At 38.9% G+C, this 11,853-nt stretch carries 12 protein-coding genes and 1 tRNA gene; 8 read left to right on the top strand and 5 right to left on the bottom strand.

What is annotated here, in order from left to right; genetic code table 11:
• The first annotated feature begins 63 nt into the window (after positions 1-63).
• From accD to purF, 5 genes are all read left to right on the top strand, one after another.
• Positions 64-939, top strand: coding sequence for an acetyl-CoA carboxylase, carboxyltransferase subunit beta (gene accD / locus AAEY62_RS17070; RefSeq protein ID WP_007376856.1), 876 nt, complete (start codon positions 64-66; stop codon positions 937-939).
• Between the two features lie 25 nt (positions 940-964).
• The gene (folC, locus tag AAEY62_RS17065; protein ID WP_350635475.1) at positions 965-2,230 is read left to right on the top strand and encodes a bifunctional tetrahydrofolate synthase/dihydrofolate synthase; all 1,266 of its coding nucleotides are present in this window, start codon (positions 965-967) and stop codon (positions 2,228-2,230) included.
• Positions 2,231-2,241: 11 nt separating this feature from the next.
• Entirely contained in the window at positions 2,242-2,883 is a 642-nt protein-coding gene (locus AAEY62_RS17060; RefSeq protein WP_350635473.1) for an SPOR domain-containing protein, read from the top strand.
• 195 nt (positions 2,884-3,078) lie between these two features.
• Positions 3,079-3,573 carry a CvpA family protein gene (locus AAEY62_RS17055; protein WP_007376853.1) on the top strand — a complete coding sequence of 165 codons (495 nt, stop codon included), beginning with the start codon at positions 3,079-3,081 and terminating at the stop codon, positions 3,571-3,573.
• Positions 3,574-3,591: 18 nt separating this feature from the next.
• Positions 3,592-5,118: an amidophosphoribosyltransferase gene (gene purF, locus AAEY62_RS17050; RefSeq protein WP_007580920.1), complete on the top strand. Its 1,527-nt coding sequence runs from the start codon at positions 3,592-3,594 to the stop codon at positions 5,116-5,118.
• 115 nt (positions 5,119-5,233) lie between these two features.
• On the opposite strand, the gene AAEY62_RS17045 is transcribed toward purF, so the two are convergent.
• Positions 5,234-5,833 (bottom strand): Yip1 family protein, encoded by a 600-nt coding sequence (locus tag AAEY62_RS17045; protein WP_007580923.1) that lies wholly within the window; start codon positions 5,831-5,833, stop codon positions 5,234-5,236.
• Positions 5,834-6,039: 206 nt separating this feature from the next.
• On the opposite strand from AAEY62_RS17045, the gene miaE reads away from it, so the two are divergent.
• Positions 6,040-6,801: a tRNA isopentenyl-2-thiomethyl-A-37 hydroxylase MiaE gene (miaE, locus tag AAEY62_RS17040; protein ID WP_010553847.1), complete on the top strand. Its 762-nt coding sequence runs from the start codon at positions 6,040-6,042 to the stop codon at positions 6,799-6,801.
• Here the strand turns inward: miaE and AAEY62_RS17035 are convergent.
• The 3 genes from AAEY62_RS17035 to AAEY62_RS17025 all read right to left on the bottom strand — a co-directional run bounded on the left by AAEY62_RS17035 (position 6,798) and on the right by AAEY62_RS17025 (position 8,963).
• Positions 6,798-7,592, bottom strand: a complete 795-nt coding sequence (locus AAEY62_RS17035) for a substrate-binding periplasmic protein (protein WP_350635470.1) — start codon at positions 7,590-7,592, stop codon at positions 6,798-6,800. The two genes, miaE and AAEY62_RS17035, sit on opposite strands and share 4 nt — an antisense overlap.
• Before the next feature lie 54 nt (positions 7,593-7,646).
• Positions 7,647-8,384: a UDP-2,3-diacylglucosamine diphosphatase gene (locus AAEY62_RS17030; protein WP_024592763.1), complete on the bottom strand. Its 738-nt coding sequence runs from the start codon at positions 8,382-8,384 to the stop codon at positions 7,647-7,649.
• Between the two features lie 87 nt (positions 8,385-8,471).
• Positions 8,472-8,963, bottom strand: coding sequence for a peptidylprolyl isomerase (locus tag AAEY62_RS17025; protein ID WP_007580931.1), 492 nt, complete (start codon positions 8,961-8,963; stop codon positions 8,472-8,474).
• A 155-nt stretch (positions 8,964-9,118) separates the two neighbouring features.
• Between AAEY62_RS17025 and cysS the strand changes: the two genes are divergently transcribed.
• Entirely contained in the window at positions 9,119-10,498 is a 1,380-nt protein-coding gene (cysS, locus tag AAEY62_RS17020; protein WP_007580933.1) for a cysteine--tRNA ligase, read from the top strand.
• A 72-nt stretch (positions 10,499-10,570) separates the two neighbouring features.
• On the opposite strand, the gene folD is transcribed toward cysS, so the two are convergent.
• On the bottom strand, positions 10,571-11,425 hold the full coding sequence (gene folD / locus AAEY62_RS17015; RefSeq protein WP_002958348.1) for a bifunctional methylenetetrahydrofolate dehydrogenase/methenyltetrahydrofolate cyclohydrolase FolD: 855 nt from the start codon (positions 11,423-11,425) through the stop codon (positions 10,571-10,573).
• Between the two features lie 352 nt (positions 11,426-11,777).
• On the opposite strand from folD, the gene AAEY62_RS17010 reads away from it, so the two are divergent.
• Positions 11,778-11,851, top strand: a tRNA-Pro gene (locus AAEY62_RS17010).
• The last annotated feature ends 2 nt before the right edge of the window (positions 11,852-11,853 follow it).

Raw genomic sequence — 11,853 nt, 5'->3', positions numbered from 1 at the left:
AAATTTGTCTGCTAATTGCTATTAGCAGGCTCGCGACACAGAACAGTATTAAGAGAGTTGCAAATGAGTTGGCTAGAAAAAATCTTACCTAAAACGACAAAATCATCAGGTCGTAAAGAAATCCCAGAAGGTGTTTGGGCTAAGTGTACATCGTGTGATTCAATTTTATATAAAGCTGAATTAGAAAAGTCATTAAACGTATGTCCTAAGTGTGACCACCACATGCGTGTTAGTGGCCGTAAGCGCCTAGAGCACTTTTTAGATGAAGGTGATCGTCAAGAGCTTGGTACACAACATGAGCCTAAAGACATTCTTAAGTTTAAAGATTCTAAAAAGTACTCTGACCGTATCAGTGCAGCGCAAAAAGCAAGTGGTGAAAAAGATGCACTTGTAGCTATGAAAGGCCGATTAAAAGGTATTCCAGTGGCAGCGGTAGCATTTGAGTTCTCATTTATGGGTGGTTCAATGGCTTCTGTTGTTGGCGCTCGCTTTGTTGATGCTGTTGATCAATGTTTAGAGCATAACATGCCGCTTATTTGTTTTTCAGCATCAGGCGGAGCACGTATGCAAGAAGCGCTTATGTCGCTTATGCAAATGGCTAAAACAAGTGCTGCACTTGCAAAAATGACGGAAAAAGGTCTTCCATTTATTTCAGTAATGACCGACCCGACAATGGGTGGTGTATCTGCATCACTTGCTATGCTGGGTGATATTAACGTTGCTGAACCTAAAGCGTTAATTGGTTTTGCAGGTCCTCGTGTTATTGAGCAGACTGTTCGCGAAACATTACCTGAAGGTTTTCAGCGTAGTGAATTTTTGCTAGAACATGGTGCAATTGACATGATTATTGACCGCCGTGAAATGCGCGATACCCTTGCACGCATTTTAGCTAAATTTATGAACTTGCCTTCTACGGAACAAGAGCATAGAGTAGCGTAAATTTCAGCTTTACTGATTACACGCTATGACAAAAACAATTCCTAGCCAATCATCAAGCCTTGATGATTGGCTTTTTTATTTAGAAAGTGTTCACCCAGCTAACATTGCAATGGGCCTAGAACGAGTTGCTAATGTTGCCAACAATATTGGCCTTTTAAACACTCCAAGTAAAATTATTCTTATTGCCGGTACAAACGGTAAGGGCACCACTGCACGTTGCTTAGAGTCGCTATTGCTAGCGCAAGGTTTTAGCGTGGGTACTTACGCATCTCCTCATTTAATTCGTTATAACGAGCGTGTACGAGTTAATGGCGAAGAACTGGCAGACCAATTTCATATAGATGTTTTTCACCAGCTTGAGCAAGGCCGTAAAGACACTCCTCTGACTTATTTTGAATATGGTACTTTGGGTGCGTTGGCAATTTTTAAACGCTGTAGGGTCGATTATGTATTACTAGAGGTTGGTCTAGGCGGGCGCTTTGATGCTACAAATATAGTAACTCCCTTTGCAAGCGTGATCACCACTATCGATTTAGATCATAAAGAGTACTTAGGTGATACACGAGAGTTAGTGGCTTATGATAAAGCCGGTATTTTTCGTGAAAATACGCCTGCTATTATAGGGGATTTAAATATTCCTCACACAATGACTGATTACGGCAAAGAAATTAATGCCAATATGACGTTGTCGGGCAGTGACTTTATTTTCAAAGAGAATGCTGAGAGCTTTAATTGGCAATATAAAGAACATAATCTTGTAATAGATAAGCCAGCAATACCGTGTCAAAATGCAGCAACTGCGTTAACTGCGCTAAGTGTTTTAAGCTTATTACCTAGTGAGCAAGTCATACGAAGTTGCCTCGCTAATTTAGTTGTAGAAGGGCGGTTTCAGCAGTTAAGTGCTGAGCCTTTAGTCTTTACCGATGTAGCACATAACCCTGAGTCGGCGCGTTATTTAGCCAATAAGTTATCAAGCTATAAAGATAAAGGCTTTAAAATTCATGCATTAGCCGCTATGCTTGCTGATAAAGATAAAGTGGGTGTACTTAAAGAAGTAAGTCACTTGGTCGATGAGTGGTCATTAGCGAGCTTAAGTGGTCCGCGAGGCGACACTGCAAGTAATTTACAAAATGCGCTGCAGGGTATATCTCATCATAATACTATCAATAGCTATGATAGTGTGGCACAGGCACTGAGTGTAATTTTACCAAAACAACAAAGTGATACTATGTTGATTGTATTTGGTTCATTTTTTACAGTGGCCGGCGCTATTAATTACTTTAAAAAATAGAGAGGATGTCGGTGAACTCAAGTTTTATTAATCGCTTAGTCGGAACAAGTATAGTAGTGATCGCAGCAATTGTGTTTATCCCTAATATACTCGATGGCGAAAAAGTGCATTATAAAGAGGGCTTTAAAGCGATACCTGATCGCCCTGAGTTCAAAACAATCGATCTTCAAGAGTCAATTGATGAAAACATGGCTAATGCTGAGCCACTAAAACAAGATGAAATTGAAGATATTCAAGCTGACGATGAAGCTTTTGAGCAGCAAAACGCTATGGATGAGAGTGACTACGCTGTAGAGAATAAAGTTGTTGAAGCGACTATTGAACCCAAAGCTACACCGATCACTAAGGCACCGGTTCAGGCTAAACCAAAACCTATTGCGCCTCGTAAAAGTGATGAAAACCTAACAAGTATGGCTTACGTTATTCAATTAGGTAGTTTTTCACATGTTGCAAATGTAAAAGCATTACAGGCTAAATTAAAAGTTGAAGGGTTTAAAACGTTTACTAAACCGATTAAAACCCCAAATGGGACGTTAACAAAGGTATTTGTTGGTCCTTCGTTTGATAAAAATGAATTACAAAAGCAGCTTCCCCAGCTGAAAGAGCTTACTAAATTAAATGGTAAAGTTACGCAATACGAAGTAACAAAATAATTAAAAAAAGGCTTGTATCACAAGCCTTTTTTTATTTATTTATATTTGTTTTTACCATTATCTTTATCTCACAATACCCATTCTATAATGTTAATTTTTTGTATTGACTACAACCCAGTAATCTCCCGTTTAAACTTGCATACTAACGATGTTTGGGTATAGAATGCGCCCCAAATTAGCGACTAATTGGTTCTTATGATCTGGGTTGATTACGCCATTATTGGCATCATTGCATTGTCTACCATCATCGGTTTAATACGCGGCTTTGTAAAAGAAGCAATGTCATTAGCGGTATGGGCTGGCGCCTTTATCATCTCTAGCTTATTTTACCAATATTTAGCTTCCTTCCTAACAACCATTTCTGAACCCCTTTTAAGAAATGCTGCGGCCATAGCCATATTATTCTTTGCGACGCTACTGTTAGGCGGTTTACTAAACTATATTTTAGGTGAGCTTGTACATCGTACTGGTTTATCGGGTACCGACCGTGTTTTTGGCATAGTGTTTGGTGCTCTACGAGGCGTGTTGGTCGTGAGCGCGTTACTCTTCTTTCTTGATGCTTTTACTGGTGCACCCAATACGCACTGGTGGGGCAATTCTATTTTGATTCCAGAATTTGGCTTTGTTGTTGAATGGTTCTTTTCGTACCTAGAAAACAACTCGAGCTTTTTAAATTCAGTAAACCGTTAATCGGCGAGGATAAATTACATGTGTGGTATCGTTGGAATAGTCGGAACATCCCCTGTGAATCAGGCGATTTATGATGGCTTAACTGTTTTGCAGCACCGTGGTCAAGATGCCGCGGGTATCATTACCATTGAGAATAATACGTTTAGCTTGCGCAAAGCAAATGGCTTAGTGAAAGATGCCTTTCACACACGTCATATGAAACGACTACAAGGTACAATTGGTCTTGGCCATGTGCGCTATCCTACAGCAGGATCTTCAAGCTCATCTGAAGCACAGCCTTTTTATGTTAACTCACCGTTTGGTATAGCACTTGCCCATAATGGCAACCTTACTAATGCAGAAGCTTTAAAAGAGCAGTTATTCTCAGAAGCACGTCGTCACGTTAATACAACATCAGACTCTGAAATTTTACTTAATATCATGGCACATGAATTAAGCAAATCTGATAAGTTGCATTTAGACCCTGAAGATATTTTTACTGCGGTAACCGAAGTAAACAATAAAGTAAGCGGTGGTTATGCAACTATTGCTATGATTATCGGCCACGGCATTGTTGCTTTTCGCGACCCTAATGGTATTCGCCCACTTGTATTTGGTAAACGCGAAACCGAAAAAGGTACTGAGTACATGTTTGCCTCAGAAAGCGTTGCGTTGAAACCGGACGGTTTTGAGTTTGTACGTGATGTAGCCCCTGGTGAAGCTATATATGTTACAGAAGAAGGTGAATTCCATTCACTTAGTTGTGCTGATAAGGCATCTTACTCGCCGTGTATTTTTGAATTTGTTTATTTTGCTCGACCTGACTCAACAATAGACCGTATGTCTGTGTACGCAACACGCGTAAACATGGGGACTAAACTAGGCGAAAAAATTGCACGTGAATGGGCTGACAAAGATATTGATGTAGTTATCCCAATCCCAGAAACTTCATGTGATGTAGCACTGGAAATCGCACGTGTACTTGATTTACCGTATCGCCAAGGTTTTGTTAAAAACCGTTATATTGGTCGTACATTTATCATGCCTGGCCAAGAGATGCGTAAAAAATCAGTGCGTCAAAAGCTAAACGCAATTGATCGCGAGTTTAAAGGTAAAAACGTATTATTAGTTGATGACTCAATTGTTCGTGGTACAACATCAGCACAAATTGTTGAAATGGCCCGAGAGTCTGGCGCTAAAAACGTTTACTTTGCATCAGCGGCACCTGAAATACGCTTCCCTAATGTGTACGGTATTGATATGCCTTCAGCAGCTGAGCTTATTGCTCATGGACGTGAAGTAGAAGATATTAATGCAAGTATTGGTTCTGACGGTTTAATCTTTCAATCGTTAAAAGATTTAATAGCTGCGGTTAGCCAAGAAAATCCTGAAATTACTAAGTTTGAAACTTCAGTATTTGATGGCCAATATATTACTGGCGATATTGATCAAAACTATTTAAATCGTATTGATAAGCTACGTAACGATTCAGCAAAAAGCACCCGAGAAAGTGCGATGTCTTCAGGTTTAGAGATACACAACCAAGACGAAAATGAAGCTGATTAATAGTTAGTTAACAAAAAGTCGTTACACAAAAAAAAGGAGCTAATTAGCTCCTTTTTTGCGAAGGAAAGAAAGGGAACATTTCTATCAAACACGACTCTTTATTAGGTGAAATTTATTAAGTAAACATTGGGCTAACAATCCCATTTGTCCAAAGCATAGCTGTTACAGCTAAAATAATAACCAGTAATATTAATCCACACGTTACTACCGAGCTGGCGTAAATAAAGCCACGCTCTTCTGGGATATGCATAAGTATTGGTACGCCGGTGTAGAGTAAATAAACCGAGTAAGCCAGTGCAATAATTCCAATACACACTACAAACCAAAGTACAGGCCAAAAAGCGGCGAGTGCCGACATAAACACTGGTGTTGCAGTATATGCTGCAAGTTCAAGTGTTTGTGTAAATGTAGGTTTAGAGCCAAATGTAACCGCCATCCAATGGGCTAAATACGCCAATGCAAAAACACCCGCTATTAAAGCAAAATACATTGCACCTGCAATTAGCAGTGCACTATCGTGCGTTAAAAATACGGGATTGCCTGCACCTATACTCCATCCTAAATAAACAGATGAGTAGTAGCCCATTATTGAAGGAAATAAAGCAATCAGTAAAATATGCGACAAACTATAGGTTAAACTTTCATGGCGATTATCTATTGTTTGCCATTCTTCAAGTGGGTGAGCATAAATGCCCCAGAGGTGATTTAGTATCATAGTACTTACTCCATAAAAGGAACGTATTATTGTTTTGGTTGGTTTATTTTTATACAGTCTATGTACAGTTATGGTTCACTTATTTTGCAAAGTCAAGTTAACTCGTTATTAACATTTAGACGCAGATAAGGGCTTTGATTTATCCCAAGCAAAATTTCGTGTTAAAATAACGGTCTATCAAATTTATTTAGTAATGAGCAGTCAACGTGCCACATAGCCAACTTTTAGAGCCGATTAATAACTTTTTATTGTGTACCACCCCAGAGCAATGGGTAGAGCAAGCAATTAAAAAAGAAAACTTATCAGTCATTTTAATAGATCACTTAATTTGTGAATTAAAAGCAGCTCAAAGTGCGATGTTTTTAATACGTAAATACGCGGTAGATAAAGAGGGTAGTGATGCATTACTCGAGTGGCTAAAGCCATTTGAAACGCTTATTTACAAACGAGAAGGGAATTGGCGCGATCTGGCTGCTAAAAATAAGCTCACTAAATCAATAATTCCTAAATCGAGTTCTCCATACGGGCAAGGTCTAATCGATAAAATGGTTTTGCTGATAAAAGAAGAGCTGCATCACTTTTATCAAGTGCTCGAAATTATGGACGAGTACGGTGTTGAGTATCAAAGTATTACACCATGTCGTTACGCAAAAGGCATGCTCCGTCATGTTAAAACGTTCGAGCCCGATGCATTAGTCGATAAGCTAATAGTAGGCGCTTATATTGAGGCGCGTTCGTGTGAGCGTTTTGCAAAGCTTGCACCGCATGTTGACAAACGTTTAGGTGATTTTTATATTTCGTTGTTACGTTCAGAAGCGCGTCATTACCAAGATTATTTAACTTTAGCGCAAGAAATTGCTGATTTTGATATTACCGATCGCGTAAACTTTTTTGGTGAAAAAGAAAAAGAGTTAATTTCGACAACCGATACTGATTTTAAATTTCACAGCGGTGTTCCCACTGTTTAAATACCCTCATTTTCTTTTAAAAAATTAATATATTCTGCTATTTTCTGATTGCTGAAATTATGTTTTTTCATAATTTTAGCAATGCGTCCATTTTTAGTTATTATATCAATTCCTCTATTAAATTTTTGTAAGTATTCTTTGGCTCTATAATTTGATTTAGAGACAACTAAATATAGTTTATGAGAAGCAAGATCTGGCGATAAGTACTCAATATTATTATCATCTGAATCTTCGGTTTTAGTGTGTTCAAGCCAATAATTTCCAACCTCTTTAGTACCCGCGACTAAATCAATACGCCCTTGTTGTAGTAAATATAAGCTTGTAGGAAGGCTTTTAGTGGACGTTATTGCCAGCTCCCTATTTCTAGCAAACTCTTGGCTTACAAAGGCATTGTCTTCTGTGCCAATACTATAAGGTGTTAATGATTGAACTGTACCATCGAAACTAATAACACTCTCTTTTCGTTTGAAAACTCCTGAGTGAGCAACTGCAAGTGGACGAGAGTAGTAAAAAACTTCATTTCTTTTTAATGAATAAAAAGCACCTAAAATAGCGGTTTTTCTGTTTTTTTCTAATAGCTTTAAAGCGCGATCCCATGTCGTGAATTCTGGTTCGCTATTAATACCTTGCGTTTTAAGAGCTGATTCGGCTATTTCATATAGCCAGCCATTACTAGGTAGGTTTTCGCTAAAATAGGGAGGATAGTTTTCTGTAACAATTTGCCATGTTTGCTTGCTAAATACTTGTGTAGGAATGGCAATTGCTACGATGAAAATTAACAGCTTAATCATTCAACCTCTCACTATTATTCATATATATAGATAAATAATAGTCAGAATTTTAAATTATGCGAAAGGCGTGCTAATTAATTCTTGTGATTGAGGGGTAACGACTAAATAAGAGCCTTGGGTATACCAGTCACCTAGCACTGTGCGAGTAAGTGTTTGTTCATTAACTTTATACGTATGAACATTAGGGCGGTGAGTATGACCATGAATCATATTCGTAACGTTATGTTTGGCAAAGGTGGCAAGTACAGCCTCATCGACAACGTCTAAAATTTCGATAGGTTTATCAGCTTGGCTTAACTTACTTTTTTCGCGGGCATTACGCGCTATTTTTTTACGATACCAAAGCGGCATTGCAAGCATCAATTTTGGCCACCACCAACCACGGCTCTTTTTACGAAAGTTTTGATATTCAGTGTCTTGAGTGCACATTTCGTCGCCATGTAAAATAACGGTAGGCGTGCCATATAAATCAATGACTGTTTGTTCATCGAGTAATGTCATTGCGGCCATGTCGGCATATTGCTTGCGCATAATGAAATCACGATTGCCATGTATAAAATAAACAGGTGTGCCACCATCATTAACGGCGTTTAAATGTTTTGCTACATCGGCACTCAGTGCAGTAATGTAGTCATCTCCAACCCATACTTCAAAAAAATCACCCAAAATATAAAGTGCATCTACATCTTTATTTAATATATGTGTATTTAAAAAGTCAAAAAATGCAGCGCTAATGTCGGGGCGGTTTTCGCTTAGGTGTAAATCTGCAATAAAGTAAGTTTGGCGAGTCATAGGTCAGTCTATTCTAGTTTTAAAAAAACGGGCATATACTAATAGTATACACCCGCTTATATACTCACATAATATGAGTAAACGTTACTAGTTAACAGTAACGCTTTCGATGATCACATCTTCAAGAGGTACGTCTTGGTGAAAACCAGTACTACCTGTTGCAACTGCTTTAATCTTATTTACTACGTCCATGCCTTCTACTACTTCAGCAAAAACACAATAACCCCAACCTTGCGATGTTTCGCTGCTGTGGTTTAAAAAGTCGTTGTTGTTCACGTTAATGAAAAACTGTGCTGTAGCTGAATGAGGATCAGGTGTACGTGCCATAGCTAAAGTGCCTACTTTATTAGACAGGCCATTATTAGCTTCATTCTGAATTGGGTCGTTTACTTCTTTTTGTTCCATACCTGGAACAAAACCACCGCCTTGAACCATAAAACCATCGATTACACGATGAAAGATAGTGCCGTTGAAAAAATCAGCATTTGCATACTCTAAAAAGTTTTTAACTGTGTTTGGAGCTTCTTGCTCAAACATTTTAATGGTGATGTCACCAAAATTCGTGTGTAGAACAACCATGTGTTTTCCTATGTCCGGTTTAAATATTGGCGCTATTTTATCGTAGTTGGCTAAGATTAACAAAGTAGATGTTTGGTTTGTTATAAAGCGCTAGAGCAGGGGCTTTTCAAGTGGTAACATAACTGTTCAAGTAAATAGTCAAGGACTCAAAGTAAATGGTAAATATATACAACACACTCACGCGACAAAAAGAGCAATTTAAACCTATGGTCGAAGGAAAAATCGACATGTATGTGTGTGGTATCACCATTTATGATTACTGCCATATTGGACACGCTCGTACTTTTGTAGGTTTTGACGTTATTGTGCGCTACTTACGCCATATTGGTTACGATTTAAAATATGTACGTAACATTACAGATATCGACGATAAAATAATTAAACGTGCGAACGAAAATGGTGAGTCAATAAACGACTTAACTGTGCGCATGACTAAAGCGATGCATGAAGATTTTGATAGCCTAAATATGCTACGCCCAGATATTGAGCCAACAGTTACAAGCCATATGGACGAAATTATCGTTATGGTTAAGCGCTTGATTGAAAAAGGCCATGCCTATGTTGCAGCCGACGGCGATGTTTTGTTTGATGTATCAACGTTTGAGCAATACGGTGCACTTTCTCAGCAAGATTTAACTATGTTGCAATCAGGTTCTCGCGTTGAAGTGGCGCAAGATAAAGACGATCCACTTGATTTTGTGTTATGGAAAAAAGCAAAAGCAGGTGAACCATCATGGTCATCACCTTGGGGTGAAGGGCGTCCGGGTTGGCATATTGAATGTTCGGCAATGAGCTCAAAGCACTTAGGTGAGCATTTTGATATTCACGGTGGGGGGTCTGATTTACAGTTTCCACATCATGAAAACGAAATTGCCCAATCGTGCTGTGCAAACAACGGCAAGTATGTAAATACATGGATACATACTGGCATGGTTCAAGTAAACAAAGAAAAAATGTCTAAGTCGTTAGATAACTTCTTTACAGTGCGTGAAGTTTTAAAAGCATACGATCCTGAATCTGTTCGTTACTTTTTAATTTCAGGTCATTACCGCAGCCAACTAAATTACTCACAAGAAAATTTAGACCAAGCGCGTTCATCACTTGAGCGCATTTATACAGCGCTTCGTGATGTCGAACCGGTAGAGTGCGATTTAGAAGGTAATGAGTTTGTTGCTAAATTTAGAAAAGCAATGAATGACGACTTTAATACACCAGAAGCACTACCTGTGTTGTTCGAACTTGCTAAAGAATTAAACCGCGTAAAAGAAAGTGACGCAGTTCAAGCTGGGCAACTTGCGTTTATATTACGCAGTATTGGTAACGTTTTAGGGGTTGCTCAACAAGCACCGGAAGCCTTTTTACAAGGCGGGCAAGATGACGACGAAGTTGCGACAATTGAAGCATTAATTGTGAAACGTAATGAAGCACGTGCAAGTAAAAACTGGGCTGCTGCTGATGAAGCACGTGATGCGCTTAATGCGTTAGGTGTAATACTTGAAGATTCAGCCGGTAAAACAACGTGGCGTAAAGCGTAAGCGTTTAAAGTAATTCACGTTCAACTAAAAAAGGGTTGCCAAATGGCAACCCTTTTTTGATTTTTTAACAGCTTAGCTGTGATATTTCTCACACGCTTCAAGTGTGTTTTCAATTAAGCTCGCGACCGTCATCGGGCCAACGCCACCTGGTACAGGTGTAATGAAATGCGCTTTTTGTTCAGCCACACTGTATTGAACATCACCGACTAATTTACCCGTGTCTAAACGGTTAATGCCTACATCGATGACTATAGCGCCTTCTTTTATCCAATCTCCAGGTATAAATTCAGGTTTACCTACAGCCACAACTAATAAGTCAGCGCGGCGAACATGCGTTTCTAAGTCTTGAGTAAACTTATGGCATACTGTGGTAGTACAACCCGCTAATAAAAGCTCTAACGACATTGGACGACCAACAATATTTGACGCGCCAACGACAACTGCATGCATCCCTTTATAACGTACACCCGTTGAATCAAGTAATGTAATAATACCTTTAGGGGTACATGGGCGAAGGGCAGGCATACGCTGTGCTAATCGACCAATGTTATATGGATGAAATCCATCAACATCTTTATGTGGGGTAATGCGTTCTAAAATCTTTTCAGCATCAAGACCTTTTGGCAGTGGTAACTGCACTAAAATTCCATCAACTTCGGCATCATTATTTAGCTCGTCAATTAAATCTAAAAGAGTTTGCTCTTGCGTGTCTGCTGGTAAATCAAATGATTTGGAGATAAAACCTACTTCTTCACAGGCTTTACGTTTTGAACCAACATAAACTTGGCTTGCTGGATCAAGTCCAACAAGTACTACTGCAAGTCCTGGTGCACGTAAACCATTTGCTACACGTTCACTTACGCGTTCTGCTACAGCGCTACGTACTTGTTTTGCGATTGCCTTACCATCAATGATGTTTGCCGTCATGGGTGACCTTTAATTGGGGTTAATTAACTAGATACCGATACTCTAAAAACGAATGCATAATAAAATAGGGGTAAAAATGCTAATAAAGAAAACATACTCTTTATTTAACTCGTTTTATAATGTGCCTACTATTTTCGCAGAAAAGCATAGCAGCGCCAAGTTGCTTTTAATGTATATAACATTTGAGTTATTAAATAGTTTAAATTTCAGCCTACTATTGTAATATTTAACCATTGTGCACTAAAAATGAGCACTTGATTGGTTTTATTAAAAAAACGTTTGACCTAACCCCGTCAAATCACTATTATGCACCCCGTTGTCAACGAGGTCACTCGCTAACAATAATAAGTTTCGGCGATTAGCGCAGTTTGGTAGCGCACTTGGTTTGGGTCCAAGGGGTCGCAGGTTCAAATCCTGCATCGCCGACC

The organism is Pseudoalteromonas sp. GW168-MNA-CIBAN-0100 (assembly GCF_040309225.1).
Classification (GTDB): domain Bacteria; phylum Pseudomonadota; class Gammaproteobacteria; order Enterobacterales; family Alteromonadaceae; genus Pseudoalteromonas; species Pseudoalteromonas arctica.
Note: the sequence above shows the minus strand (reverse complement) of the source record. Positions and strands in the feature narration are given on the sequence as shown.